The organism is uncultured Nitrosomonas sp., assembly GCF_902826915.1.
In the GTDB taxonomy this organism is placed as follows: domain Bacteria; phylum Pseudomonadota; class Gammaproteobacteria; order Burkholderiales; family Nitrosomonadaceae; genus Nitrosomonas.
The window spans coordinates 1-26282 of the sequence record NZ_CADEGP010000043.1 but is presented as its reverse complement, the minus strand read 5'-3'; the positions used below and the strand labels follow the sequence as shown (position 1 = coordinate 26282).

The 26282-nt window shown below is 46.8% G+C and carries 27 protein-coding genes; 5 read left to right on the top strand and 22 right to left on the bottom strand.

The genetic code is table 11. From position 1 onward, the window contains the following. Window positions 1-230 precede the first annotated feature (230 nt). Complete coding sequence (locus tag QZV86_RS08865; protein WP_295626517.1) at window positions 231-740, bottom strand: hypothetical protein; 510 nt, start codon at window positions 738-740, stop codon at window positions 231-233. Between the two features lie 235 nt (window positions 741-975). Between QZV86_RS08865 and QZV86_RS08860 the strand changes: the two genes are divergently transcribed. Further along, window positions 976-1452 carry a DUF2726 domain-containing protein gene (locus QZV86_RS08860; protein WP_295626514.1) on the top strand — a complete coding sequence of 159 codons (477 nt, stop codon included), beginning with the start codon at window positions 976-978 and terminating at the stop codon, window positions 1450-1452. 255 nt (window positions 1453-1707) lie between these two features. Here QZV86_RS08860 and pmbA read toward each other — a convergent pair whose 3' ends face one another. Further along, on the bottom strand, window positions 1708-3066 hold the full coding sequence (gene pmbA / locus QZV86_RS08855) for a metalloprotease PmbA (protein ID WP_295626511.1): 1359 nt from the start codon (window positions 3064-3066) through the stop codon (window positions 1708-1710). 91 nt (window positions 3067-3157) lie between these two features. Here pmbA and yjgA point away from each other — a divergent pair, with 91 nt between their 5' ends. From yjgA to QZV86_RS08840, 3 genes are all read left to right on the top strand, one after another. Continuing rightward, on the top strand, window positions 3158-3670 hold the full coding sequence (gene yjgA / locus QZV86_RS08850) for a ribosome biogenesis factor YjgA (protein WP_295626508.1): 513 nt from the start codon (window positions 3158-3160) through the stop codon (window positions 3668-3670). Between the two features lie 88 nt (window positions 3671-3758). Continuing rightward, complete coding sequence (locus QZV86_RS08845) at window positions 3759-3899, top strand: hypothetical protein (protein ID WP_295626505.1); 141 nt, start codon at window positions 3759-3761, stop codon at window positions 3897-3899. Window positions 3900-3982: 83 nt separating this feature from the next. Further along, a complete protein-coding gene (locus tag QZV86_RS08840; RefSeq protein WP_295626502.1) occupies window positions 3983-4204 on the top strand; it encodes a hypothetical protein in 222 nt (73 codons plus the stop codon). Between the two features lie 421 nt (window positions 4205-4625). Here the strand turns inward: QZV86_RS08840 and QZV86_RS08835 are convergent, their stop codons facing one another. The 3 genes from QZV86_RS08835 to QZV86_RS08825 all read right to left on the bottom strand — a co-directional run bounded on the left by QZV86_RS08835 (window position 4626) and on the right by QZV86_RS08825 (window position 7925). Further along, entirely contained in the window at window positions 4626-5141 is a 516-nt protein-coding gene (locus tag QZV86_RS08835; RefSeq protein ID WP_295626499.1) for a hypothetical protein, read from the bottom strand. A 170-nt stretch (window positions 5142-5311) separates the two neighbouring features. Next, the gene (locus QZV86_RS08830) at window positions 5312-6940 is read right to left on the bottom strand and encodes a SagB/ThcOx family dehydrogenase (RefSeq protein ID WP_295626495.1); all 1629 of its coding nucleotides are present in this window, start codon (window positions 6938-6940) and stop codon (window positions 5312-5314) included. A 55-nt stretch (window positions 6941-6995) separates the two neighbouring features. Then, entirely contained in the window at window positions 6996-7925 is a 930-nt protein-coding gene (locus tag QZV86_RS08825; protein ID WP_295626492.1) for a histone deacetylase family protein, read from the bottom strand. Window positions 7926-8098: 173 nt separating this feature from the next. On the opposite strand from QZV86_RS08825, the gene QZV86_RS08820 reads away from it, so the two are divergent. Continuing rightward, on the top strand, window positions 8099-9145 hold the full coding sequence (locus tag QZV86_RS08820; protein ID WP_295626489.1) for a hypothetical protein: 1047 nt from the start codon (window positions 8099-8101) through the stop codon (window positions 9143-9145). Window positions 9146-9298: 153 nt separating this feature from the next. On the opposite strand, the gene bfr is transcribed toward QZV86_RS08820, so the two are convergent. From bfr to QZV86_RS08735, 17 genes are all read right to left on the bottom strand, one after another. Beyond that, the gene (gene bfr / locus QZV86_RS08815) at window positions 9299-9766 is read right to left on the bottom strand and encodes a bacterioferritin (protein ID WP_295626486.1); all 468 of its coding nucleotides are present in this window, start codon (window positions 9764-9766) and stop codon (window positions 9299-9301) included. A 391-nt stretch (window positions 9767-10157) separates the two neighbouring features. Beyond that, window positions 10158-10463, bottom strand: a complete 306-nt coding sequence (locus QZV86_RS08810) for a DUF3179 domain-containing (seleno)protein (protein ID WP_295626483.1) — start codon at window positions 10461-10463, stop codon at window positions 10158-10160. Between the two features lie 5 nt (window positions 10464-10468). Beyond that, window positions 10469-11332 carry a phosphate ABC transporter ATP-binding protein gene (locus QZV86_RS08805; RefSeq protein ID WP_295626480.1) on the bottom strand — a complete coding sequence of 288 codons (864 nt, stop codon included), beginning with the start codon at window positions 11330-11332 and terminating at the stop codon, window positions 10469-10471. After that, entirely contained in the window at window positions 11329-12198 is an 870-nt protein-coding gene (gene pstA / locus QZV86_RS08800; protein WP_295626477.1) for a phosphate ABC transporter permease PstA, read from the bottom strand. Before pstA ends, QZV86_RS08805 begins: the two co-directional genes overlap by 4 nt. After that, complete coding sequence (pstC, locus tag QZV86_RS08795; RefSeq protein ID WP_295626474.1) at window positions 12191-13069, bottom strand: phosphate ABC transporter permease subunit PstC; 879 nt, start codon at window positions 13067-13069, stop codon at window positions 12191-12193. The genes pstA and pstC overlap by 8 nt, the downstream gene beginning before the upstream one ends. Beyond that, entirely contained in the window at window positions 13023-13817 is a 795-nt protein-coding gene (locus QZV86_RS08790) for a phosphate ABC transporter substrate-binding protein (protein WP_295626471.1), read from the bottom strand. Before QZV86_RS08790 ends, pstC begins: the two co-directional genes overlap by 47 nt. Window positions 13818-13855: 38 nt before the next feature. Further along, entirely contained in the window at window positions 13856-14656 is an 801-nt protein-coding gene (locus tag QZV86_RS08785; RefSeq protein ID WP_295626468.1) for a DUF547 domain-containing protein, read from the bottom strand. A 16-nt stretch (window positions 14657-14672) separates the two neighbouring features. Continuing rightward, on the bottom strand, window positions 14673-16805 hold the full coding sequence (locus tag QZV86_RS08780) for an FAD-dependent oxidoreductase (protein ID WP_295626465.1): 2133 nt from the start codon (window positions 16803-16805) through the stop codon (window positions 14673-14675). A 12-nt stretch (window positions 16806-16817) separates the two neighbouring features. Beyond that, entirely contained in the window at window positions 16818-17765 is a 948-nt protein-coding gene (locus QZV86_RS08775) for a radical SAM protein (protein WP_295626462.1), read from the bottom strand. A 2-nt stretch (window positions 17766-17767) separates the two neighbouring features. Further along, window positions 17768-18814: a methyltransferase domain-containing protein gene (locus QZV86_RS08770; RefSeq protein WP_295626459.1), complete on the bottom strand. Its 1047-nt coding sequence runs from the start codon at window positions 18812-18814 to the stop codon at window positions 17768-17770. A 20-nt stretch (window positions 18815-18834) separates the two neighbouring features. Next, window positions 18835-19548, bottom strand: a complete 714-nt coding sequence (locus QZV86_RS08765; RefSeq protein ID WP_295626455.1) for a TIGR04283 family arsenosugar biosynthesis glycosyltransferase — start codon at window positions 19546-19548, stop codon at window positions 18835-18837. 311 nt (window positions 19549-19859) lie between these two features. Beyond that, entirely contained in the window at window positions 19860-20759 is a 900-nt protein-coding gene (locus QZV86_RS08760; RefSeq protein WP_295626453.1) for a hypothetical protein, read from the bottom strand. A 74-nt stretch (window positions 20760-20833) separates the two neighbouring features. Beyond that, window positions 20834-21070 carry a hypothetical protein gene (locus QZV86_RS08755; RefSeq protein ID WP_295626450.1) on the bottom strand — a complete coding sequence of 79 codons (237 nt, stop codon included), beginning with the start codon at window positions 21068-21070 and terminating at the stop codon, window positions 20834-20836. A 461-nt stretch (window positions 21071-21531) separates the two neighbouring features. Then, entirely contained in the window at window positions 21532-22287 is a 756-nt protein-coding gene (locus QZV86_RS08750; protein ID WP_295626447.1) for an ABC transporter permease, read from the bottom strand. Further along, entirely contained in the window at window positions 22284-23207 is a 924-nt protein-coding gene (locus QZV86_RS08745) for an ABC transporter ATP-binding protein (protein ID WP_295626444.1), read from the bottom strand. Before QZV86_RS08745 ends, QZV86_RS08750 begins: the two co-directional genes overlap by 4 nt. 248 nt (window positions 23208-23455) lie before the next feature. Continuing rightward, complete coding sequence (gshA, locus tag QZV86_RS08740; protein ID WP_295626441.1) at window positions 23456-25129, bottom strand: glutamate--cysteine ligase; 1674 nt, start codon at window positions 25127-25129, stop codon at window positions 23456-23458. 246 nt (window positions 25130-25375) lie between these two features. Next, on the bottom strand, window positions 25376-26282 hold a 907-nt coding region (locus tag QZV86_RS08735), incomplete at its 5' end, for a LysR family transcriptional regulator (protein ID WP_295626438.1).

Below are 26282 nucleotides of genomic sequence, written 5' to 3'. Positions count from 1 at the left end.
CCAAAACCGCTCGATTAGCCCTTGGTGTGCGGTGAATTAATCAGTGTTTCCCTAAGGCAAGTTCACTTTGCCACTCATAAAAAAAGAGCGGGAGCTAAGCCCCCGCTTTTGATTAAATATAGATCTGAATTACACGGTATTTTTTTGTAACATGCAATAAGTCTGATTATTCCTAATCAGCTAGCAACAGAGTGTAGGTCTGGGATTCTGAGGCAACTGTAGTTAGCAAATTAATCATCGTCTCGATCATGTCTTTTGCCAGGTTTGTAAGATTCAAATTCAAAATTCATGGAATTGCCACGTTGTCCAAGTTCGACTGAAATCACATCATTTTCATATTTGAGACAAGGTATGGTTAATTGTCCATTTTGGAAAGAAGCATAACATTCACTGAGATCAACTGTATCAGTGATTGAACAACTGGTAACATCTACTAACTTTACATCAGTCATCAAGCTGACATTATTATACGTAGTAATAACAGCAGCGTTATTTTTGAGTACGATGTCAGTTGCAATTGTATCTGCGCTTAGGCCAAGAAGGCTTAATCCAGCATCAATAAGACATAAATTCGCAGCACCATCAGGGAGGTTTTTTACGACTATCTGAGAGCCGGTTACACTGTTATCAAGAATAAAAATAGAGTCGCCTTTCACAGCTACACTTTCAGCCAGTACTGACTGTACTCCCACTATAAGCAAAAATACTGCGCATAAAATTGATACTATATTTCTTTTCATAAACTCTCCAAAATAAAATTAAAGTATAACTTCTAAACCCACCTAAATTACGTAATTATATTTGGAAGCTTTAAGACTAATTAGTAACAGTTCATCTTTGCTGTATATGGACAAAGCGAATGCGAGTGACATGACCGGGCCTTCTCAATTGATACACTATTTCTCTAAAGATCTTTAAAGTACTTTGTTGTATGCCGATAGCCTTACTTATTTCTTGTATAACTAGTGATAAGTTATGAGCATAATTACAATTTTTACTAAAACATTTACATTTTTTAGATTTCGTCGCAGGTCTAAACATTTTAAATATGAATCCCTCGAGGAAATACTTTCAAGCACCGAGCATTCTTTTTTTCTGGCATTAAAAGAATATCTATCAAAAGATTATGAAATATTTGCGAAGGTACGTATTAATGATGTGCTTACGCCGGATGAGATTTTTACTATACAAAATTGTAACACTGCGATATATCGAATTCCTCCTAAGCATTTTGATTACATTCTATGCGAGAAGCATACACTCACAGTAATGGCTGTTATCGTCTTGGACGATAGAAACCATATACGGCGCGAAGCGCGTGCCAAAAGCAGTTTTGTGGAGAAAGCATGTATAACCGCCGGTTTTAAGCTATTGCGCTTTCCAAGTCGATCAAATTATTGCTCTAAAGCAGTGAGAGATGTGATATTAAACTTTTTGAATACATCATCTTGAGTCCCCTGGATTTGCTGAAGACTCAATTTCTTGTGAAGAGAAAGTTATGAAAAAGCAAATAAGTTATGCGCCGAAAAGTCCGGGAACAAGCGATCCGGCTGTGGTATATGAACACCAAGACTGTACGCCTCACTGGACAGCGATAAAATCATGGCATCGAAGATAGATTGTAAATCGCGACAGCCACGATCACACACCGCTTGTTTGGCTGCTTTATCTCACGACGCTCCACATGAAACATGTGTCTCAACTACCTCAACCGCCCGCTACCGTCATGCGATCGATCAGAACCGAGCCACACTGTTTTGATCCGCGCACTATGACATCATCGCCGATCGCCAGAATTCCCTGAAACATGTTTTTCAAATTACCCGCGATGGTGATTTCCTCAACCGGATGGCTGATTACACCGTTTTCAACCCAGAATCCGGATGCCCCGCGTGAGTAATCTCCGGTAACCGCATTGATGCCATGCCCGAGTAATTCTGTGACCATTAAGCCAGTATCCATTTTCTGCAGCAAAGCATCAAAGCTTAGTGCGGCGCCATCTCGCATGATTAGATTATGTGTACCGCCTGCATTACCGGTAGTGCGCATGCCCAGTTTTCGCGCCGAATAACTGCTCAGAAAATAACCTCGCACGGTACCATTTTCCACTACATTGCGCTCAACCGTGGCCACGCCATCATCGTCGAATGCGCTGCTAGCCAACCCTTTGTGCAAATGTGGCAATTCAAGAATCTGAATATTGGGCGCAAAAACCTGTTGATCCATACACTTCAGCAGGAAGGAAGATTGGCGATATAAATTGCCACCGCTCACGGCAGAAGCAAAATGGCCAATCAGACTGGAAGCGATCGGCGCCTCAAACAATACCGGCACTTCACAGGTATCGATCTTTCTTGCCCCCAAGCGCGCCGCGCTGCGCTTGCCCGCTTTCTGCCCGATGCTTTCCACTGTTTCCAGATCCATCGCATCGCGCGCGATGCTATACCAGTAATCACGCTGCTTGCTGCCACCTTGCTCGGCAATCATGGCGCAACTGATACTATGACGCGAGAGCGGGTATCCCCCGATGAAACCCAGACTATTGGCATAGATGAATTGTGATTCACTGACTGAAATTGACGCGCCTTCGGAATTGGTAATGCGCTTATCTGTGGCATAAGCCGCTTGTTCACAGGTTTTCGCTAGCTCAATGGCTTCTTCAACCGAGATTTGCCAGGGGAAATACAAATCTAAACTTGGATAGTCTTTGGCGAGTAATTCCGCTTCCGCCAATCCGGCACAATCATCGTCCGCGGTATAACGCGCGATCGACAGCGCAGCTGCAACCGTATCGCTGATGGCCTGCGACGAAAAATCGGAGGTGCTGGCATGGCCACGCTTCTGTCCAATATAGACGGTTACGGACAATCCCTTGTCGCGATTGTATTCAATCGTTTCCACTGCGCCCTGGCGCACTGTAACGGTTTGGCCAAAACCATCGGAAACATCGGTTTCACAAGCGGTCGCACCGCCTTTTTTTGCTTGCGCCAGAATATCCTGGCTAATTTGCTGCAGGGTGCTGATAGGATATGAGAATCGAGTTTCAGAAACGGTTAAATTATTCATGTCTTGCACTATGGAAGAAAATATTAGCGAATTTCAAGTGAAATAAAGCGCTATGATAACAGCTTATTGACACTGCATCACACAGGTTACCGTGCAAAAAGAACTGAAAAACGAGATCGAACAAGATACCGCGCCGAGCAAAACACAGCGCAAAAAGGATATGCATGCATTGCAGGAAATCGGCGAACAGCTGGTAGAACTGGACCCCAAGAAACTGACCGAATTTGATTTACCGGAAACTCTTAAGGATGCGATTCAGCAAGCCAGAAGCATACAAAAACACGGCGCGCGCCGCCGCCAACTGCAATATATTGGCCGTTTGATGCGTAATGTGGACGCGCTGCCGATCCAGCAAAAGCTCGATTCCTGGCGTCAGGTATCGGTACACCAAACTGCACGGCTGCATCAGCTAGAACGCTGGCGCGAACGCTTGCTGAGCGAAGAACACGCGCTCACCGAATTTGCGCAGCAATATCCAGCTGCCGATTTGCAACGCCTAAGATTGCTGATCCGTAATGCGCACAAAGAAAAAACTGCTGACAAACCACCCAAAAGCTTCCGGTTGCTGTTTCAGGAATTACAGGAAATCATTACTGAAGTTTGATCAAACATGTAAGTCACGTCATGAGAGAAACTGTTATTTAATCTACCTCCCTTAAATATTGTTTTTGAATGCCTTAAGAGGGTAACCAATGAGCATTCTAGAATCTAAAGACTTGATAACCATTCTCGGCGTTCTGATTGCTGCAACATCGCTCGTGTTCACGGCTATTAATACGCACGTCAACCTAAAAACGAATCGTGCGCGGTTCTGGCTCGACCTACCCGATTGATTCGCGCGTCACGATGAAGTGCATCGCCGGTTACAACCGGGTGGAGCATGGACTGGCGGAAAAGGGCCGGAAACCCCGGAAGAATGGGCCAGCCTAGAAGCATACATGGTTTTTTTGAACACTGCGAAGTGATGCTGGTGCAGCATCTGATCGATGAAACTACTTTTCGTGATATCTATGTCTACCGCCTGCGCAATATCGTGATAAACGACATCGTCCGGCGCGAGAAACTACAACGATTGGCATCCGGTTGGGTGCGATTCCTATCGTTGCTGAAACGCATGAAGATTGAGTTACCGACGTAAGAGAGGTACATAGCAATTAACAATTCTGAAATTTTAGGCTAAATGAGGAAAAATCCTTTGAATGATTCGGTATTCTTCTTCATTTTAAGAAGAAGCATTGTTGGAACCCCTCTCGCTACCAAGTGTACTCAGCCGCTCATGCTCTTTCAAGAGAAATGAAAGATAACTTCGGATCAAGTTTGTAAACAACCGAGCCTCGTTTAGACTAAGTTCAATACCAGTACTCAAATCTTGACCATGCCTGACTCCACCTCCAGAGGGTGATGACAGAAAACCGTGAAGCAATATTATCCAATTAAGCACCCTATCTAGTGTGGTACCAGAATTCTTAGCTCGAAGATCACGAACAATCTGATTGAAATATTTTCCTTGAACTGTTCCTGCCTCTGTCTCGATGCCTCGAAAAGCCGTTGATACTGTTTCAAGAAGCCAAAGAATTTCCTGAACAGCCTCCCTCGATCGCTTGCTCGGCAAGTGTAATCGGGCGCTCAGAAACTGAGATGACCTGATCGATCTGCTCACGCATTACCAAATTTGGCGGCTGTACTTCGTATCCGATTCGATGATTACTTAATACTTTGTTAATCATCTCATGATCAGGTAAGAACCACTCTGGAGAACGATTTCTCAGATTACTACAAGCATCAAAGAATGCCTCAATAAATAGTGGAGCATTGTCTGCGGCATTGTGCATAATTCTTTTCAGATCAGTTTCTGCCCAACTTTCATCGGAGCTTCGAACATGGGTTGTGCCAGTGGCTGAACAAAAATGCCTTTTGAAATGTTCAAGAACACCCTGGCGATAATCTCCTTGAGTTGCTACCTTTGAAATCATCGCTTGGAATTCTTCAATTACACTGGTAGGGAGTGATTTATTTACAAATCGGCCATCTTCAGGGGGCGAGAATCGCCATGCACCGTTAAATTTTAGCACCACAGGTAGTTTTCCTTTTTTAATGAATAATCAAAATAGATCACTTCAGTCATGAAATTTATTTGTTTTTCATCATACCAGAGCTTATTAAATCAATTCTCGACTAATATGGATATTAAATTAATTAAAAACAGTTAGTTATGAACTGTCGCTTCCTTGTGATGGTAGCTAATTCAACAAGCCTTCCGTCCTCTAAGATGCGTATAAGGCGGCAACGTGCGCAAACGTGAATCGTCCAACGGCCCACCGACAGTGAAATGATACAGCGATTGCCAATCATGGCTGGATAAGCCCAGCATTGCGTGTAGCGCATCATCGAAATAGCAGCCGATGCCGGTGCCGCGCAGTCCTGCGGCTTCGGCTTCCAGGTACAGCGCTTGTCCAAGCAGGCCTGCTTCGTGGAACAGTTCGCGGTAATACCAGGCACCCTCATTCAATACGGCTTTGAATTCGGCCAGCATGCCGAGCGAAAAGCAGCCATCGGCAGCGATATTTTGATGGCAACTGATCTGGCGCGCTGCATTCCGAGCATCGGCAGCAAATAACCGAAATAAGCCAAGATGCCCAGGTGCGCCGGGCACGGCAGCCCATTCAGCATCCGCGCGGATTGCCTGGCGTAATCTGGCTTCGACAGATGGGTCCCGCACCAGTAGGTAGACGCCAGGAATTACCCCGTTAATGCGATGCACGAACAGCACCGGATGAATGTGCGCCGGGTGCTGCCAGGATTTCCAGGGTGGTAGCTCAAGGCGAGGTAATAGTGCATCGAGCAATGCAAACCAGTGTTCCATCGGCATACTGGTAACTCCATCGAAATCAACCGCGCTGCGGCGTTGGCGGATCAAAGCATCTGCATCTTGCAAACATTCAATCGCTGCTAACGGCGGCCATGGTATTGGCGGAATCAACGCGGCAGCGGGAGGAGCTGGACGCTCCGTTGCACGGTGCACGACATCGATTCCGCTCCAAGGAACATACCAAGCACTTAAGCGGCTGGCTTGCCCGGTAAAACGCAAACCGTTGGTAAGCGCTGCCGCTGCCTGCGGCGAATCCAAATGTTTGGGAAGATTATCGCAACCGATCCACAGCGCGACATCGACGGCTTCGTTTTCGTGTTCGGCAAAATCACTGCTGCGCGCAACGCCTGTTAGTGCAGCGAGGGAGGTATCGTCCCAGTTTTCCAGCAATTGTGCACTCCAGCCCAGCGCGGCAGCAGCATAACTGACTGCCGCAATGGCGTGACCGCAATCGTGTTGACAGTAGCGGAAAGCACGCAGACCATATTTCCAGGCTTCGCGCCAGTGAATTGAGGTAAGGATCAACACGAAGCCGCCGGTTAGCCCGTTTCCCCAAGTGGCATCCGCTTCGGCGCGGTATTCCAGGCTGTGATCGTGACTCACGTAGTGGTGCACACCGTTGCGAAGGCCGTCGCATGCGGCAGTGAGCACATAGCATTCCGTAGGATGCAGATTGCCACTGGAGGGGTTGCAGCGTAACGCCCAGCGCGAGGCCCCCTGTTCTTTCCATGCTGACAAGCCAAAGCTCAACTCCAGCAACGCCGCCAGTCCGGGCAGATTAATTGCTGTCGGTGTTCCCCGCTGTCCGCAGCGAACCTCGGCAAACGAAATCTGTAACGGGCTTGAGCGTAACGGTAATTCACAAATGGATGCACCTGGATAGCGACGAAACGGATCCGGTTGATTGGCCCAATCCAAGCCACTGGGGCTTGGCGCATATCGATCTAAGCGGTGTTTACTGGCTTCGTGATAGTCGAGAACTGCTGACAATGCGCTCTTGTTCATAAATGCTTAACAAAATTAATCTGAATAAAGGGATACACGATAAACACTACCCGCCCTATATTTCTTGCGCATGCAACACACGTATATACGCTGTCACACAGCGTGCCAACGAATGCAACTCATACCCACCTTCCAGCACGGATACAATCCGGCCCCGTGAATATTGATCCGCAATCGCCTTAATCTGCTGCGTGATCCAGACATAATCGTCATCGCTCAAATGCACCTGCGACATGTCATCATCCCGGTGCGCATCAAATCCGGCGGAGACAAAAATTATTTCAGGCTTGAATCGATCCAGTGCCGGCAACCAATGATCGTTCACCGCTTGGCGGAAAACTGTGCCATCGGCATCACGCCGGAGCGGCGCGTTGATCATACGATCATTTCCGCTATTGGCACCGCTGTATGGATAAAAAGGATGCTGAAAAGTGGAACACAGCATGACTTGCGGATTATCGTGAAAAATTTCTTCGCTGCCGTTGCCGTGATGCACGTCAAAATCCAGAATTGCAACGCGTTGCAAATGATGATGCTGGATTACGTGCGCCACGCCGACTGCGACATTATTGAACAGGCAAAACCCCATGGCGCGATCTGATTCCGCGTGATGACCGGGTGGGCGAGTAGCGCAAAACGCATTATTCACTGTACCCATCAAAACCAGATCAACCGCCAGCACAGCTGCTCCGGCCGCGCGCAAGGCGGCGTTAAGCGTAAACGGATTCATCGCAGTATCCGCATCCAGAGCAACCAATCCGGCGGCCGGAGCAGCTTGCCGGATGCTTTCGATATAACCCAGGGTATGCACGCGCGCCAGTTGATCTGTTGTTGCCAATGGCGCTTCATAACATCGCAGTTGCGCCAGCAAGCCCGCAGCATGCAATTCATTCTGGATCGCTGTCAAGCGCTGCTGGCATTCCGGATGCCCCACACCCATGTCATGCTTGAGACAATCTGGATGACTGATATAAGCAGTTTTCACGTTATCTCCTTATTCGCTGAAATCTAAAACTGATCATAGTCATGCTCCTCAAACGCTGTTTGCGCCAAAAACTAAAGTTTATACAATCAACCGGCTATACCATGATAAATTACCGGCATTGAAAAAGCTGTTACGTTTAATTGCATGTTTTCGTCATATGGGGAGAATCACGGATGAACGAGTTTATTACCACGATGTTGAAATTTGTTTCGATTGAAACGCTGATAGAAAGAGGTTGGCTGGAAATAGCGCAAATTTTAATGCCGGTTTTCACTTTGGTTTTAGTATTTCTTGGACTCAGTTTTTATATCCAGCATAAAGGGTGGAAAACTATAGCCTCTGTGATATGCGCCACCCTGGCTTTGGTTTATTTGCCCTATGAATTCTACCGCCAATCGCTGATATTAACCCGGGCGGATGCTAATATCAGTCAGATTCAAGGTAATTTGCAGAACTTATTGGATTCCGCCAATTTGGCGCATATGAAAAGCATTGCGGATAAAGAAGCCACTGCGAGTTTTTTAGATGAAATGATTCATGGCTTTAATGAGCAAAAGAAAAAGGAGCTGATACTGATTTCCTGGCTGGTTGCGGAAAATGAAAAAAACGCGCTTGATCAAATTGACGGCAAGCAAAAGTTGCTTGCGGATGATCTCAAATCCAGCTTAACCGATGCAAAAACCGAAATTATCGATTCGCGCCCGCCGGTGGAGAAAATTTCGGATACGATTGTGAAAAAACTGGACGAGGACGTCAAAGTCCTGGTTGAAATGAAAATGCAAGGATTCAAGGAAGAAATTGACGGTTCATTGGAAGATTTTAAAGAAGCCATCAATACTTTTGTTCAGGATGAACTTAATAATTACCAAACGAAATTGGCGGGTATCACGCAACAAAATGTGGATGAATTAAGAAACTACTCCTCTCGGGCTAACCACGCCTTTGCTGAGCAAGCCAAAAAAATCAATCAAGAATCCCTGCTTAGACTGGACGCGACCAAAGAAAAAGTTGAAAGCTTGAGTGCCGCGTCGAATACCGGTTTAAAGAATGTTGTCAAACAAGTAAATCAGCTTTCAGCCTCTTTAGAAACCGCACAAAAAAAGAATGATATTTTATTTGAATATAATGAATGCATGAGAACTACCGGTATGCTGGATTTAGGTGGCAAGAGTGAACAATGCAAGGCTAAATATCAAGAGGATATGAGCAGCTTGAATTAAGCACAATGATACAAAATGTAACAATGAGTTTTTGAAAACTGGCGGGAAGAATTCAGTTGGCGCAATTATAATCATAATATCGCGCCAACTGAGAAACAAAGATCGAACCGAAAATCATCAAGCACACTCAGATGCATGCACTTTGGTTGATTGTCACATCTGCGACTGCAAGTAGTTCTGTAATCCTATTTTTCCTATCAGCCCCAATTGTTTCTCCAGCCAGTACGCGTGGTCTTCCTCTGTTTCGGCCAGCATCGCAACAAGAATTTCCCGAGTCTGATAATCCTGCTCCTGCTCACAAGCAACAATGGCATTTCGCAATGAAGTCATCACAACCCGCTCCAAATCTAAATCGTTTTGCAGCATTTCCGGAACGTTACTACCAATCCTCAGCGAGCTGCGATTGCCCACAGCAGGTGTGCCCTCAAGAAACAGAATCCGTTTGATCAGATGGTCTGCATGCTGTTTCTCATCATCCATTTCATGATCAATCCGTTCATAGAGCTTACTGAATCCCCAATCCTCATACATCCGTGAATGCGTGAAATATTGATCCATTGCCGTCAGCTCACCGGCAAGGAGTTTATTTAGGATATCAATAATTTTAGTATTGCCTTTCATAGGAATGCTCCTTCGATTACGCATCAGATTGCAGGTAGCCCTATTTTCACTGTTTTAAACAACTCAACGGAGCAGTCAGACAGAAGCGACCTGTTGTTTGATTCAAACACTATGCTATGCATTATATGAGTCACACAACAAAAATACAATATCAAATCATTGATAATAAATGATAATAATTCTTGATGCTGTTCTCATTCTAATTCGTTTTAGAAAAAATCTTATATTACTTCGAGTGACTTTGGCTTATTGAGTGCAACAAAATTTCGCCCTAGCTTGCTTCAAGTGAGCATAGGAATTCCTCTCGCCAGTCCAATTTCCTATATTAAATGTTAATCAACATGCAGAAACTTGAGAAAAATGTGGCATTCTCGAAATACTTGCCCGCCCACTAAATCGGATCTAGCTCAATTTCATGCCAGTTCAAAATACGTAAGGGATATGCCTTGGCTATGCCATTGCGTTTTAAAGTCAACACTTGATCCTCATCACGCAGGAAGTGTGCCTGCGCTGCTTTGACAAATTTAGGGTAATCAAGTGAGGGAATGCCATCCTTTGTCGGGCCGACAGATAAAATTTCTTCTTCCGGTATAAGCGCGCCATCCAGAATAAAACCATTCATGGAAGCCGCAATGGTAAACGTGCTCCCAATCAACAGAATAAGGATTGCGTACAAAACCAGAAGTAGTTTCTTCATAGGTATTATCCTCTTGCGCCGCTAATGTATGCGGCAGTTAGTTGGTGGGTCGGTGATTCAAAAATATGCTGACAACGGCCAAACTCAACTAGGTGACCCGCCCGCTCCTTAACCCAGAAAAAAGCGGCGTAATTCGCAATACGGCGCGCTTGGGCTAGATTATGTGTCACGATGACAATGGTATAGCGGCCGCGTAGATGACTGATCAGATCTTCCACTACTCCGGAAGCAATGGGATCCAGCGCACTGCACGGCTCATCCATCAGTAGAATTTGTGGATTGAGCGCCAGTGCACGAGCGATACAAAGACGCTGTTGCTGGCCACCCGACAGGCTAAGTGCAACGGTATCCAAGCGATCGCACACTTCATCCCAGAGCCCAACATCACGAAGCACCTGCTCACTGATTGCGTCGATTTCAGACCGCCGTGTGACGCCATGTTCACGCAGTGGCAAAGAAAGATTGCGCCGAATGGAAAGAGGAAACGGAGTTGGCTTTTGAAACACCATACCGACTTTCTGCCGCAATGCCTGCACATTACTTTCAGCCGTATGAATATCTAGACCATCAACACGAATACGACCTCCAATCACACAATTTGGAATTAAATCGGTCAATCGGTTAATGGCTGACAAAAAACTCGTTTTGCCACAACCGGAAGGACCAATCAGCGCAGTGATACAGCCACGATAGATATCCAATGTAACCTTATCCAAAGCGGTCTTATCACCGTAGCGAAGTGAAAGATTCTCAACCTCAATGACAGGCTGTGGGTTACAACAAACCGGACCCATCTGTAATGGTCCTAACGTAAAACCACTTTTTTCGCCGGATATGACTTGAGCTGTTACGGGTTTATTGGAATTCATTCTAAAATTGTCCTTCTACGTTGCCAGTTCTGTACAAGCTTCATGGCAAAAATATTAATACATAGCAACATGGCCACCAGTACCAATGCCGAAGCATAAGCAGGGGCATCACCACCCGGTACATTCATCGACAAATCAAAAATATGTAGTGCCAACGCACGCCCGGAATCCAATAATGAGCCTGGCATGCGATCGACATAGCCACTGGTAAATAACAAAGCCGCTGTTTCCGCAACTGCACGCCCGATTCCCAGCAACAATCCTGCCGCCAGCGTAGGGGCTGCGATGGGTAACAATAAATGGATGAGTGTTGCGGCACGCGTCATACCCAAGGCTGCCGCTGACAATCGATAGCTATCGGGTACCGCACGTAAACCGGCTTCAGCGGTACTGACCAGTATAGGCAGAACCATACAGGCCAGCGTCAATCCACCTGACAAAATTGAAAATCCCAGTCCCAGATAAATGCTGAAAAAAGCATTGCCAAATAATCCAAAGACGATGGAGGGAACGCCGGCTAGGACTTGTAAACTATAACGAACAACAATGCCGAATTTGCTGGTAGTAGATACATATTCCGCAAGTAATGCCGCCGTTGTCCACGCCAATGGTAGTGCAGCCCCCAGTGCAACCAGCAAGATCAATATAGTAGAGACCAGGATAGAACCAATCCCTCCTGCGCGTCCAGCATCACGCGGTGATTCAATCAGAAAATTCCACGACAAATGAGCAAAGCCACCGCGCAAAAGATCAATCAAAATCCATAAAAAGACAGCGCAGATCGTCAACACGGCGAGATAAACGAATACTTGTACCAGACGGTCAAGATAAAAATGTCGCCATCTCATCGCATTGATTTTAAGCACAGCGATTTCTCCCTAACCATCCGGCCATACCAGAAAGCATCATCAACATCAGCATTAATAATAAGCCTGAAACAAACAGCATCGCACGATGATCACCCATGGCATACCCCATTTCCAGCACGATATTCGATGCCAAAGTACGAATAGGATCAAACAATCCATCCGGGTATTGCACCACATTACCAGCAACCATCAACACCGCCATCGTCTCGCCAATCGCGCGCGCCATTGCCAATATAATGCCCGCGATAATACCCGTTCGTGCTGCAGGAAATGCCACGCCATGAATCATGCCCCAGCGGGATAATCCCAGAGCCGTTGCATTGAGCAGGAATTCGACAGGAACCGCCATTAATGCAGAATAGGCGGTCAATGTGATTGTCGGCAGTATCATTAACGTTAATATCAGAATGGCGGCCAATAAACTGGCACCCGGTGGATGGAGTTGATTTATCAGTGGAACCAGCGTCGTTAATCCCCAAAAACCGAAAACGACGGAAGGAATCCCTGCCAGCAATTCAACCAAGCGTTTATACCATTTGGCCAAACGTGGTGATGCGTAATAAACAATAAAAAGCGCCGAGGCAATTCCCAGCGGGATCGCCAGCAGTAAGGCGCCAGCACTGGCATAAAGCGTACCCGCCAACATGGGCATCAAATGATAGGCCCCTTCCAGCGGATGCCATGAAGCATCTGTAAAGAAACGTACTGGTGATATTTGACCCAATATAGGCCAGGATTCAACTATCAGGAACAACGAAATCAGCAACATGGCCAGTGCTGAAATGACAGCGCCCACACGTAAAATACCTTGCAGTAGAGAATCAGTTAACTTCAACGGGAACAAAATATAGCGCTTCGACCAGATCATGGGTTTGTAGCGACCGAGCAAATTCAATGAAACGTCGGGCTAGTCCCTGCGGTTCGCAAGATGTAATCAGATTGAGCGGACGGGACAATGGAAAAGTCCCATTGCGCACATTAGCAATCGCGGCATCAACCCCATCCAACGGCAGTAACTTGATCGGCACACCCCGTTCGGCTTCATATTCAGCCGCTCCAATCGAAACATAACCAATTGCATTTGGGTTGCCTGCAACAGTCTTGATACCCTGCGGGTTATCACCAATGATGGCATGCGGCTTGATCTGACTGTTTTTCAGTACAAGATAGTGCAAGAACAATTCCAGCGTTGATCGTCCCTCAGCCTTGTTAACCACTGTAATGCGTGCATCGGCTCCATCTACCGATTTCCAGTTAGTTATTTTGCCGGTATAAATATCGACGATCTGCTGCTTGTTGAGTGTAGTAACCCGGTTATTAGCGTGCAGAATAATGCTGATACCATCAAGTGCAATGGTGAACGCATGCAAATCAGTTTCATCCGGCTTAAGAGCGCGAGACACCATGCCAATATCGGCAGTGCCATTGCGGGTATCGTTGATACCACGGGAAGTCCCTCCGGTTTGCACATCAATCCGCACGGCAGGATTCATAGTCTCGAATCGTCGAGCTATTTCGCCCACTAATGGAGCCACGGTACTTGAACCTGTTAATACCAGCCGTTCGGATGCGGCATATGCGCAAGCCAATCCGCCGAATACAAACACAATGAACATAATGCAAATTAATAAGATTTTTTTGTTGTTTGACATGCTCATTTCGTCTTATTTAATGCCCAGTCATAATCAAGAAACTTTATTTTTATACTTCCGGGAATAATGGATGCTTTAGCTTCAGGTGTATCGGTAAGGCTATCTGCATAGTGGGTAAAAAACTGAGCTAATTTATGCCAACCTTTCCAACCCCGTTCAAAATCTTCCCGGTACCAATCGAAGATCTTTGACACTTCCAGCCTCCCGGTTGTGATGTTATAACGATTACGCGACCGATCGGCCAGAAAAGCGCGCGTTACTGTCTCCAATTGCGACTCCAGTTTTGGACCGATATAAGCTTCATTCAGTAGCCCGGGACAACCGATCGATGCACAGTTAACAGCAAAGTGGATACGCGGTTCATTGTAATCACCAGGTTTTCGAATCATGCCATGCTCAATATCATCCAGTGATAGCATCTTGCCAAATAGCGGAACAAAACTCCTTTTCCAGGGGCTTTGCAACAATGAGCCAAAATCCTTAATCGAATCCAGTTTGGGATAACGAGTAAGAATTAAATCCACGGTATAGGCGTTATACGCATTGATCAAAAAAGCTAACCGTTCTGGCTTGCTCCAGGTTGAGAATTCATTTGCGCTGATTGCTGACAACTGAGACAAATAAGTACGTAAAACCGCACGTTTTTGTAGAAAACCAGCGTAATCCACTTGGCTGGCTTGGCCATGATTTATCATCTGAACATAGTCTTGTAATAGCCCATCCCAGACACCGTGATCAAATTTTGCGGCTACTACCGCATTTGCTGATACCAACAGAACCCATGCTAAAAGCAATCGTTTCATTATCATAATCACTCCCCTAACCCCGTCGTTTGGTATGAAATTTTTCCACCCACTTCAGCAGCCATTGCGGTGCATGCGCGCGCTTCCACTCTCCAGCCACATATTTATTCGCCTCTGACCAGGTTGGATAGGTATGGATTGTGCCCAGGATTTTATTCAGTCCCAGGCCATGCTTCATCGCCAACACAAACTCTGCCAGTAAATCACTGGCGTGTTCCCCGACAATAGTCACCCCTAGAATTCGATCCTTGCCCGGCACTGTCAGCACCTTAACAAAACCATGCTCGACTTCATCCGCAATAGCTCGATCCAGATCACCCAGATCATAGCGCGTCACTTCAAAGGCAATACCTTGTGTCTTCGCCTCATTTTCCGATAATCCCACGCGTGCAACTTCCGGATCGGTAAATGTTGTCCATGGAATAACCGAATAATCAACTTTGAAGTATTTTAAATTACCAAACAAGGCATTGACCGATGCATACCATGCTTGATGTGCCGCAGTGTGCGTAAACTGGTATGGTCCAGCAGCATCACCGCAGGCATAGATGTTGGGATAGATGGTTTGTAACTTGGCATTGGTTTCAATGGTGCGCCTTGATGAAACCGGAATACCTAATTCTTCCAGGCCAAAGCCTTCCGTGCGCGCCACCCGGCCAACCGCGCATAATAAGGCATCAAATGGCAACACGGTTTCTTCATCCGTCTGGTTACGCACAATCAGGCACTGCGTTCCTGCATCTTTTTCACAGCGCACGGCCTCAGTCTGAGTCAGACATTGCACGCCATCCGCTTGCAATGCCGCTTTAACCAGAGCAACCGCATCGGCGTCTTCGCGCATCATCAAATCACTACGTTCCACCTGCGTAACCTGACAACCCAGTCGAGCAAAAGTCTGTGCCAGCTCGCAGCCAATGGGACCACCACCCAGCACAACCAACCGTTCAGGGCGTTCAGTCAGCGACCAGATAGTATCGGAGGTGTAGTAACGAATGGTTTCAAGACCTGGAATGTTTGGAACCACAGGGCGCGCGCCCGTGGCAATGACAATGGCGCGTGTGGTCAGGATTTGACCGTTCACCTCTACTGACCAAGGTGAAGTGATGGTTGCTTTTCCTTGCAGTACCTCGACACCCAATTTCGTGTATCGTTCTACCGAATCATGCGGCTCAACCGTACTGACAACTCGCTGTACACGCGCCATCACATCACTAAATTTATAATCAACCGTTGCAGTAGCAATACCCAGCGATGCGGAGTTTTTCACTTGTTTCAGAAAAGCTGCTGAATGAATTAATGCCTTAGATGGCACACAACCGTAGTTAAGGCAATCGCCGCCCATTTTATGACCTTCAATCAACGTTACCTTGGCACGGGTAGCCGCAGCTATATATGAAGTCACCAAACCTGCAGCACCGGCGCCAATCACTATCAGATTACGATCAAACTGAGCTGGTTTTGTCCAGCGTGCATATAATCGGCGTGTCTTGACCATACCAATGCCCCAACGCGCCAGCCACGGAAATGCTGCCAATAAAACAAATGACCCAATCAACACTGGTGACAAAATATCAGACAAATGGGTAATCGCTGCTAACTGGGTACCCGCATTAACATACACGGCGCTTCCTGCTAACATACCCACTAAACTGGCCCAGAAAAAAGTTACGCTGCGAATGACAGTCAGTCCCATCAATAAGTTGATGAGGAAGAAAGGAAAAGCAGGTACCAGGCGTAAGGAAAACAAATAAAATACGCCATCGCGCTCAAGACCTTCATTGATGGCTTTTAGCCGATCACCAAAACGGCGCTGTACGGCATCACGCAGGACATAACGAGCTGCCCAAAAAGCCAGAGTTGCACCAATCGTAGCTGAAATGATTACCACCGGTACGCCCACCCACATCCCAAACATGGCGCCACCGGCCAAAGTCATCACAGTTGCGCCTGGCAAAGACAGTGCTGCCATAACGATATACGTTAAGGAATAGATGCCCATGACTAAAAATGGTTGTTCGTGATAAGCTTGTTGCAGATCATTATGGCTTTCCTTGAGTGCCTCCAGACTGAGAAAACGCCCCAGGTCAAAAACAAAAAACAATCCTATCAATAACCCAAGTAAAGCCAGTATCCACCAACGATTTTTCATATTCTTCCTTTATCATCTCATTTCGCTGCATGATGCGCCAAACCGAAAGCAACTATAACAACGATGGTGTTTCATACTCACGGGTACTGGCAGACTCTGAGCTAACGTTTCACCCAGGGCATAATCCGAGTCATCATCAACCAGAGTGCATGCATACACTTTTGTTTGGCCATTAATCTTTACCACCATACGACTGAAAGCACACATGAAATCACGGCACGATTTCTCGGTCTGAAAATCTGTCATACATCTTTGTGTAATTTGTGGAGCGGACACTTCTGTTTCAGGTGGATAGAACTCCGGAAACTCAATACGCGGCAAATCCTCTGGTAAACCCGCTACACGGAAAACTGCGGCAAATTGCCTGGTAACTTCTTCCGGCGGCACATCGGCGAGAACCTGATTCGCTACCGATAGCGCAAACCCCATCTCATGCAATTTGCGCAAACCTTCTAGCGCCATGGCAAACATTCCTTCACCACGACCCGCATCATGTTGAGATGCTTCAAAGTGATCCAGACTGACACGAAAATGCAATTTATGAATGCGCTTACGTAAAGGCTCCAATTGTACAATGCGCTTAATCAGTGGCTCGGTTGCATTGGTTAATACCAGACAAGGACGATATCGCAGCGAATAATCAAGAATACGCATCATATCCTTGTTAATAAAAGGCTCGCCGCCGGTAAATGAGAACTGCTTAACACCCAGTGTCAATGCTTCATCAATATAGGGTTTGGCATCGTCAAAACGCATCAATTGCAAGCGATTATCGCCTGGCTTTGATCCTTCCAGACAGAAAGGACACGCCAAATTACACGCGGTGCCGGTATGCAACCACAACTCATCCAGCGCATGGGACTGGATAAAGCCACGCGGCTTGTCATCGGACGTGACATACCATAACCTGGAGCGTGTTCGCTGTTCGCCGGTCGCTGGCAGAATGGCAGTATTATTCATCTTCAACAGCACCCGCTGGTCTGCTCGCCAGTAGTTGCATCTACGAACGGAATGCCCATACCACAGCCTGGAAAAATACCGAAGTGCTGGTCAAAGTCGCCATAAAAATCGAAATGCTCCTTGAATCGCGTGTCATGCAGCATGCGCCAGGTATTGCCACACACCGGAAACTGCTTGCCGGTTTCAATAAAATGGTGTTTATCCAGCCGGAACACATGGCGATGATGCGGAATAGTGCCGCGATACACCACCGATTGCCCGTGATCTTCACAAGCCGGCTCCAGGTCATGCAATTTGAACAGTCGATAGGTTGCCGAATAAAAACGGATATTGCCGGTTTTATCCGCTAACTCCGCGTTATCAATGCTGATCGGACGATCATCAACTAGGCGAGGATCCGTGAAACCGTGTTTGCGTGACAATTGCAAGAAATCATTCCAATACAACGCACCGCTTAAACATTCTCCGTAAAGCACTGGATCATGAATCAATTCCACCGGAATACGTCGGTCACTGTACACATCGGAAAAGTACAATTCGCTACCGGGTTTCAGCACGCGAAAAGCTTCGCGCAATACTGCCGGTTTATCCGGTGCCAAATTAATGGCGCAATTAGACACAATTATATCCACGCTGGCATCCGCCAATTTAAGCTCGTCCAAGCGCTCAATATAACCATGCAAAAAAAGGACATTGCTGCGTTTGTGGCCAAAAGTCTTTTGGTGATACTTTTTATGCTGTCGCGCCACCGCCAGCTGTTCCTCCGTCATATCCACTCCAATGACCTGGCCCTTCTCACCCACCAATTGCGACAACACATATACATCACGCCCTGCACCGCACCCCAGATCCAGGATAGTCAAACCCTCAAGTAACTCAGGCAGAACCAGGCCACAACCGTAATAGCGCATCAATACATCATCGTGTACTCGCGCCATCAATGGTTTGACAAAATTTGGCAGACTCGCATCCGTGCAGCACGCATTGGTTTGCAAATCGTGGGTACCGGTTAGTGTCTCACCATAATATTTCTGAACAATTTCTTGCATGGTATTCCTTATAATTGAAGTTATAGGTGTGTTTTTGTAATTCTTGAAATATTTTTAGAGTGATAAAGTGATGCCAAATCATGCGGTGTAACGCCACAAGCAAAGCTCAACGCTAATTTACGGTTATTCCAGGTACGTCGCCACCAACCATCACACTGCCACCGATATGAATCAACAAATATGGGTTCACGCAATGGAAGAAATTTCCCCACACAACGCGCACTACGCACCAAAGGTACTTCCTCAAATAATGGCCAGGGAGCATGACCTCCAACTTGGATATAAGTCTGCCGTGAGATAAAAAGTCCTTGATCTCCATAAGGAACACCGCCAAAACGACACCGTAAGGCAATAGTGAACTCCAAAACGAGCGTTGACCAGGTGCGCGGAGCATCAAAACGGAAGCGGAAATAACCCCCTACCGCATCTTGCTTAAAAGCTGCTGCTATTGCAGCCAACGGATTCATTGACAAACGGGCATCTGCATGTAAAAACCATAGGACATCACCTCGTGCTAAGGCAGCTCCGGCCAGGAACTGTCGCCCTCGACAGGGCTCACTCGCAAACCAAGAAGCTTGATACTGATTACAAATTTCACGGCATTTCCTACTATCTGCGCCATCGACAACAATAATTTCTGCTGGGTGATGTGGCAATTGATGCAATTGCTTAAGCAAATGCGTCAATCTCACTTCATCATGGCACCAAGGAATAATGACGCTAACGCTAGGCATGCTTTATTTCCTTCACTTGAATAAGATTAATGTGTACCGGGCGTTGTGCGTCACCTGACACCGGAACCTTTAACCCGGCTATTTCATAAATTTGCGTGATGATCATGCAGAATCTTGATAATAGGAAAGTTTTGAAAAAGAGTGTTGTAGTGACTCATACATCCGGTTGAGAAAAATCTTTCTTATTAATCAAAAGGCAAGTGAAAGCATGTGCCAATTCATGAAATATTCGGACGCCCATTCAATTACCTGGTTATCGTTATCACGGTTGCTGATACCATAGCAATGTCGTGCCATCTTGCTTGCTACATTCATTGCTTTACCAGATTGCGCAAATTAAGCGCACTTTGACTGCTATCACCTGCTTTACCCACTGCTTCTTCAATAGCAATACGAGCGACTTCATCATTATGTATCAGGTAGTTTAACGCCGCGACCATGAAAGCTGCATCGGAATATCTATTTCCATCAGAATTACGTAAACGCAGATTAAATTCAGCGATGAGATTATCAATACTGACACGAAGTGATTGTTCAATATTGACATAGTGCAAAGAATTTGGATCAATACTAAAGGCACGGCGCATGGCCCAAACTGCTCTATCCAGATCACCTTGCATGGCTGTCGATAAGGCAAAACCCACTTTAGGCACCCCGTCTTCCTGGTGTCGCCCCGCCTGGCCAGCAAACACTCCCAGTGCTACCTTGGCATTGTTTTGCGCTAACAGTTGCCAACCTAAATTGCCGGTCACATTATTTCCAGCACCTTTTTCTATGTAACGGGTCTCGGTTGAATTGCTGTTGTAGGTATTATATAAATTTGTATTACTTGAATAAGGATTTGGACCAACATTCCTGTTTATGTATGTGGTGGATGGAGCATTTCTTGGTGAATAGCCTGTATAGACACGAGGCGAAGAATATCTGGAAGTAAAGGAATAACTCCGGGGATAATAATTATAGCTAGGCTGATAGCTGTAACGACAGCCGCCACCATAACCTCTATTGTAATTTCCAAAATGTCGATGGCTTCCTCCAAAGTGCACATGACCGCCGAAATGTCCTCCGTGCACACCATGACCGCCATGATGCCAGCCACCACTGACGGCAACTGTTGGCACTGCTAATCCACCCATGCAAATAATAAGGATTACTATCCGTATATAAAACTTCAGATTATTACTTTTGTTGTCACAACTATTAGTGTTCATAACCGCCCCTCACATGATTGCTCTAAAGTGGATCCCTCAAAAATAAAAAACAGTAATATATTGAATAATAAATATTAATTCATTACATACAGTGAAATGGGACTGCTCCGGCTCTCTGTTTCTTTTTTTGCTCCTATTTCCGGCAGAGTTTTTTCTGTTTTTACTGTATTTATCCACAATTCCTGCTCCACCTCCACCTTCGCCTCCACCATTAAGCCATGATAAAACAGGCAGACTGCAATCCAGCACAACAGCTTCTCCATAGCAGCAACAATTATGTGTAATCCCGGGATAGTGTGCCCAAGAGCCATAATCAATCCCGGTTAAGTAAACAAACTAACCATTGCATGACTTAACCATTAGTCGATAACAAATAAAATTCCTTACATTAATTGAGCTAGATCCGATTTAGTGGGCGGACAAGTATTTCGAGAATGCTATATTTTTCTCAAGTTTTAGCGAAATCAGCAGGGATTTGATTAAATTCACGGTTAAGCAGGTTAGGTGCAATTTGACCAGGTCAGTTACAAACGTTGGTAAATCGACTTCTTACAATAGCGACATTGAGCTAACGGTCAAGGATCGTTACGTGACAGTAATTGAGACAGGTGTCGTTCCAATTACTAAAAGCATAGCCCTTTCTTCATCTCCAGTTGACGGGCAAACTGAGAACAAAGGTAGCAGCGTGAAAAAATTGATAAAAAAGTAATCAATATTTATTCATAGTTATTGAACTTGCGTATTGGCAATTTCGTGGATAAATCACTACGGATTATTTTCGGATTTTGTACCCTGTTTTTAGCATTCGCAATGTGCACCACGATACCGCCAGGAACCAAGCCACCAGAATCCCAAGGCTGAGGTAAGGTGAAACATCCGAGGCACGAAAGAAGCCGTAGCGAAACCCGTCTACCATGTAGAAAAACGGATTCATATACGATAATCCTTGCCAGAATGGAGGCAACGAGGAAATCGTATAGAATACCCCCGATAAAAATGTCAGTGGCAGGATGATAAAGTTTTGCAACGCAGCAAGCTGCTCAAATTTTTCCGCCCAGATTCCCGCAATGATGCCTAAGGCGCCCAGTAACGCAGTGCCCATCAAGGCAAATGCGAATACCCATGCGAACGAGTACAGGGGAAGTTCAAAAAACGCCAGCGTCACCACGCAGATACCCAGTCCTACCAGCAGACCACGAACGACCGATGCCAGTACATAAGCAGTGAATATTTCCTGGTAAGAAAGCGGCGATAACAGCATGAAGATGTGATTACCCGAGACCGTCGATTGAATCAGGCTTGATGAGGAGTTAGCAAAAGCGTTCTGCAACATAGCCATTATGACCAACCCCGGGATCAGAAAAACCGTGTAGGTTACACTGGGATAAACCTGCACTCTTTCTTCCAACACGTGAGAAAAAATCAACAGATATAGCAAGGTAGACAGCATGGGTGCAAATACGGTCTGGAGACCGACTTTCCAGAACCGCAGCAGTTCCTTGTAGAACAATGTAAGAAATCCATTCATACCGATGCAGATTCCAGATTCTCTGTCCCATGCATGAGTTTTACGAACACTTCTTCCAGATCAGGTTGCAATATCTGCATATCCAGAATTTGGATCTGGGCCGCGTGTAATGCTGTCATTACATTTTCAAGCTGAGAGTATCCCTCGATCGCCAGAATGTAGGAGCCTTGGTCGTGGTTGATTGTCAGTAACTGTAACGCTGTTGGCAGCGTATCGGGAGATAACCGCAGGCGTATCCGGAGTCCGGAAATATTGCTGATGAGATTTCTGACACTGTCAAGAACAATGATACTGCCATTTTTGAGCATTGCCACGCGGTTGCATAAAGCCTCTGCTTCTTCGAGATAATGCGTAGTGAGTACAATGGTATGACCGTTGCGGTTTAATTGCTTGATGAAACGCCAAAGGGCCTGGCGCAATTCCACATCTACGCCTGCGGTGGGTTCATCCAAAACGATTACCTGGGGCTTGTGGACCAATGCCTGCGCTACCAGTACGCGCCGCTTCATGCCGCCGGACAGCAAACGCATGTTGGTATCTGCTTTATCGGCAAGGTCGAGATGGTGGATTATCTCGTCTATCCAGTCATTATTCCTTTTCATGCCGAAATAGCCGGATTGAAACACAAGTGTTTCCCGAACGGTAAAGAACGGATCAAATACCAACTCCTGCGGCACCACGCCCAGCATGCGACGTGCTTCACGGTACCCGGAGACGACATCATGCCCCATTACCCTGACACTGCCGCTGTTGGCAAGGGCAAGACCTGCGATGATATTGATCAGCGTCGTCTTTCCCGCCCCATTAGGACCAAGCAAAGCAAAGAATTCGCCGGCATTGATTTCGAGATCAATACCGTACAAGGCATGCAACGTACCGAAGCGCTTATGCACCTGCCTAACTTCGATTGCCGGTATCATGGAGAAAGTTCCGTTTCAAGTGAAGGAATGACAATTGCGTATCGCCCGACTATACGGCTTTCGGACGCAACTACTACACAGGCTGCCGCACCACGCATCATGGCCACGTTCGGGCACTTATAAGTCCTGATGGAATCCCGCTGGTCAAGAACAAAGGTGGGTTTCATTATATTGAGCGATCATCCTGTTACCGGAAATGAGCCTCAGCATAGCCATTCATTGCCGGTGCTTGCGCTGTTTGCATGCGTTTACGAAATTCGTCGAGCAGCAGCTTCGACCCCGGTGTCCGGCAAGTTCTGAAGCAAGTGCAACTCCCGGGAATGAACGATGCTGGATGAGGCACCTTGCGAGAAATAGTTGCTCAGGTATTGATCGAAAGAGATTTCATCCGTGGTCTCGAGCTGTTTCTGTTGCGCCAGCGATGCCTCGACCTGGAGATCAAAATTCCTCTTTATTGCTGCATCCAGCGCGGTATTCCTGAAATAACGGGTGTAATCCTCGGATTTCTGCAATACCAGCTCGGTAATTGACATCTTTTGCGCGCGCATGACCGTCAGCATCCTTGCTGAAGCTGTCAACTCGGGAGAGCGAATTTTTTCGATCTGCTGGTGCAATGCGCGGGTGTAGGGAATATCGGCATTGCCGCTATCCAAGATCTCGCAGATCTCCTGCATCTGCTCACACAGCATCAGGGCCCACTGCTGCAGCGGGACTTCACGCCTGTTGTCCAGCAGCTTAAGCCTTGGGTCCCTGCCGCGATTAGCCACCAACAATACGTTATTGCTGATCTCGGTATGCTGCTTCAAGTCATGCCCTGAATTGGACTGGAACAAACAGAAAAGACTTAGCGCTTCAAGAAAACGCATGGTTTCGAGCGCAATGCCCGCAGGTTCAAACACATCAACATCTACGGAGCGTATTTCAACATATTGAATCCCCCGGCTTCCCAGCGCCTGCAGCGGCCTCTCTCCGGATCGCGTCGGCTGTTTCGGTCGCACCGAAGTGTAATACTCATTCTCGATTTGCAAGAAATGGGTATTCAATTGCCGGTACCCGTTACCTGCCTTAATCCCGATTTTTTCATACCCAAGATAAGGTATCATCGTTGCCTTGCTCAAACCCCGTATGTATTCCTCGAGGCTGTTGAAGGAAATATGAAACATTGATTGAACGGGATTCAAATAGCCTATCTCGCTCATCCTCAACGAGGTGGCAAAGGGTTTGTAGCAGGAAGTCTCGTCAAATTCCTGTAACGTACGGGAATAAACAGAATTGCGGCTATCCAGGAAATTTTTGCTCACTGCCGGGGACGAGCCGAATAAATATAGGATAAGCCAGCCATAACGCTGCAGGTTTCTGATCATTCTCATATAAGCCTGCGTCGTGAAGGATTGCAGATCGCCGACATTTTTCATCGAATGCTGGTATTGCGGCCAGAATGTCTCGGGAAGCGAGTAGTTGAAATGGATCCCGGCGATGACCTGCATACAGCGGCCATAGCGATAGCTTAAGCCCTGTCTGTAGATGTGCTTCATCCTCCCGACATTGGATGAACCATATTCGGCGATGGGAATGGCAGAGTCCCGCAAATCGCCGACAGGCATACTGGCCGCCAGCAACAATTCGTCATTGATATTGGCGCAGACATATTTATGCAAGTCCATCAAGGAATCCAACACTTCTGTTTCATCTGATAATGCTGGCGTGATCAACTCAAGTAAGGCCTCAGAATAATCAGTTGTAATACTCGGATGAGTCAACGCGGCTCCAAGCTGAAGCGGATGAGGTGACAATGATATTGATCCCTCACGGTTAATTCGGAGGCTTTCTTTCTCGATGCCTTTCAAGCCATGAATTAATAACGGCCGAAGAGATTCGTCGATAGTTGTTGTGCGCTCGCTGCAAGATAATTGTTTTGACATTTATTCTCTCCGATATTACTTGCAATAAACAAGTACAGACCTTTGCAAAACCCTGTTTTTTAAAATTATAAAAACAATGGGTTATAAATCACAAAAAGGACTTTCGCAAAAGTTTCAAGTAGTCAAAGTATAAGCCTGGAAGCGTATAGGTGGTAGTCTGCTGATTCGGTTATCAGAGTTCTGTTTTTGAAACGATGGGGGTGCGATAGCAGAAATGGATCCGTTGCGCAGGTTCCGGTAGCTTTCTTAGTCCTCATGCAGCATCTCGAAACGCTGTGCGAGAAAATCGATCAATGCTCGCACGGATGGCAAAAGACCGCGCCTGGACGGAAACACCGCATGAATGATTTCCTGGCACGGCGCCCAGTCCGGTACAAGCCTGACGAGCGTGCCCGCCGCTAGTTGATTCCGTGCCATGACCATCGGCAGCTGCACTACACCCACACCGGCCACCGCGGCATCTCTCAGCGCAATCATGTCCGTCGTCACGAAGCGTGGCGTGTGATGAAGCGTAACGTTTGCACCATCTGGCCCAAGCAGCGCCCAAGCGTGAATTTGTTGCAGGATCCCCAGGCCAAGGCTCGGCCAGTTGCTCAAAGCACCTGGTGCATCAGGGAGGCCAAACCGATGAACAAGAACAGGGCTGGCTACCAAGCATTGGCCTCGATCAGCCAGAACACGCATAACCAGGTTACTGTCTTGCAGGGGCGGAGGTCGTACACGAAGGGCAACATCCACCGACTCACTGACCAAATCGACACGTCGGTTGGTCGCCTCCATCTGCACCGTGACGTGCGGATAGCGCACCATGAAATCGGCCAGCATTGTTCCCACATAAGCATTTACCAGCGGTATGGGGCATGTCATCCGGATTACACCCCGGGGTTCGGCTGTTAGCGTATCTATTGTTTCCTGAGCTCTTTCAGCTTCTACCAGCATCGCCTTGCAATGCATGTAATAAGCCTCGCCGGCATCGGTAACTGCAAAGTGACGTGTCGAGCGTTGGATCAGGCGCACACCCAAGCGTTCTTCCAACTTGGCGATACGGCGGCTAAGCTTCGATTTCGGCATGCCCAAGGCCCGGCCTGCCGGAGCAAAGCCGCCATGATCCACGGCTTGGACGTAGTAGTAGAGATCATTCAGGTCTTGCATA

What these genes read in the sequence shown, in the direction of transcription:
- QZV86_RS08750 (WP_295626447.1), bottom strand. Translation starts at nt 22,287, where the DNA reads ATGAATGGATTTCTTACATTGTTCTACAAGGAACTGCTGCGGTTCTGG.
- QZV86_RS08785 (WP_295626468.1), bottom strand. Translation starts at nt 14,656, where the DNA reads ATGAAACGATTGCTTTTAGCATGGGTTCTGTTGGTATCAGCAAATGCG.
- QZV86_RS08860 (WP_295626514.1), top strand. Translation starts at nt 976, where the DNA reads ATGAGCATAATTACAATTTTTACTAAAACATTTACATTTTTTAGATTT.
- QZV86_RS08745 (WP_295626444.1), bottom strand. Translation starts at nt 23,207, where the DNA reads ATGATACCGGCAATCGAAGTTAGGCAGGTGCATAAGCGCTTCGGTACG.
- QZV86_RS08775 (WP_295626462.1), bottom strand. Translation starts at nt 17,765, where the DNA reads ATGAATAATACTGCCATTCTGCCAGCGACCGGCGAACAGCGAACACGC.
- QZV86_RS08865 (WP_295626517.1), bottom strand. Translation starts at nt 740, where the DNA reads ATGAAAAGAAATATAGTATCAATTTTATGCGCAGTATTTTTGCTTATA.
- QZV86_RS08805 (WP_295626480.1), bottom strand. Translation starts at nt 11,332, where the DNA reads ATGAATTCCAATAAACCCGTAACAGCTCAAGTCATATCCGGCGAAAAA.
- QZV86_RS08780 (WP_295626465.1), bottom strand. Translation starts at nt 16,805, where the DNA reads ATGAAAAATCGTTGGTGGATACTGGCTTTACTTGGGTTATTGATAGGA.
- QZV86_RS08770 (WP_295626459.1), bottom strand. Translation starts at nt 18,814, where the DNA reads ATGCAAGAAATTGTTCAGAAATATTATGGTGAGACACTAACCGGTACC.
- bfr (WP_295626486.1), bottom strand. Translation starts at nt 9,766, where the DNA reads ATGAAAGGCAATACTAAAATTATTGATATCCTAAATAAACTCCTTGCC.
- QZV86_RS08820 (WP_295626489.1), top strand. Translation starts at nt 8,099, where the DNA reads ATGAACGAGTTTATTACCACGATGTTGAAATTTGTTTCGATTGAAACG.
- pstC (WP_295626474.1), bottom strand. Translation starts at nt 13,069, where the DNA reads ATGATCTGGTCGAAGCGCTATATTTTGTTCCCGTTGAAGTTAACTGAT.
- QZV86_RS08760 (WP_295626453.1), bottom strand. Translation starts at nt 20,759, where the DNA reads ATGAACACTAATAGTTGTGACAACAAAAGTAATAATCTGAAGTTTTAT.
- pmbA (WP_295626511.1), bottom strand. Translation starts at nt 3,066, where the DNA reads ATGAATAATTTAACCGTTTCTGAAACTCGATTCTCATATCCTATCAGC.
- QZV86_RS08810 (WP_295626483.1), bottom strand. Translation starts at nt 10,463, where the DNA reads ATGAAGAAACTACTTCTGGTTTTGTACGCAATCCTTATTCTGTTGATT.
- QZV86_RS08790 (WP_295626471.1), bottom strand. Translation starts at nt 13,817, where the DNA reads ATGTTCATTGTGTTTGTATTCGGCGGATTGGCTTGCGCATATGCCGCA.
- QZV86_RS08830 (WP_295626495.1), bottom strand. Translation starts at nt 6,940, where the DNA reads ATGAACAAGAGCGCATTGTCAGCAGTTCTCGACTATCACGAAGCCAGT.
- QZV86_RS08755 (WP_295626450.1), bottom strand. Translation starts at nt 21,070, where the DNA reads ATGGCTCTTGGGCACACTATCCCGGGATTACACATAATTGTTGCTGCT.
- QZV86_RS08765 (WP_295626455.1), bottom strand. Translation starts at nt 19,548, where the DNA reads ATGCCTAGCGTTAGCGTCATTATTCCTTGGTGCCATGATGAAGTGAGA.
- QZV86_RS08840 (WP_295626502.1), top strand. Translation starts at nt 3,983, where the DNA reads ATGGGCCAGCCTAGAAGCATACATGGTTTTTTTGAACACTGCGAAGTG.
- gshA (WP_295626441.1), bottom strand. Translation starts at nt 25,129, where the DNA reads ATGTCAAAACAATTATCTTGCAGCGAGCGCACAACAACTATCGACGAA.
- QZV86_RS08845 (WP_295626505.1), top strand. Translation starts at nt 3,759, where the DNA reads ATGAGCATTCTAGAATCTAAAGACTTGATAACCATTCTCGGCGTTCTG.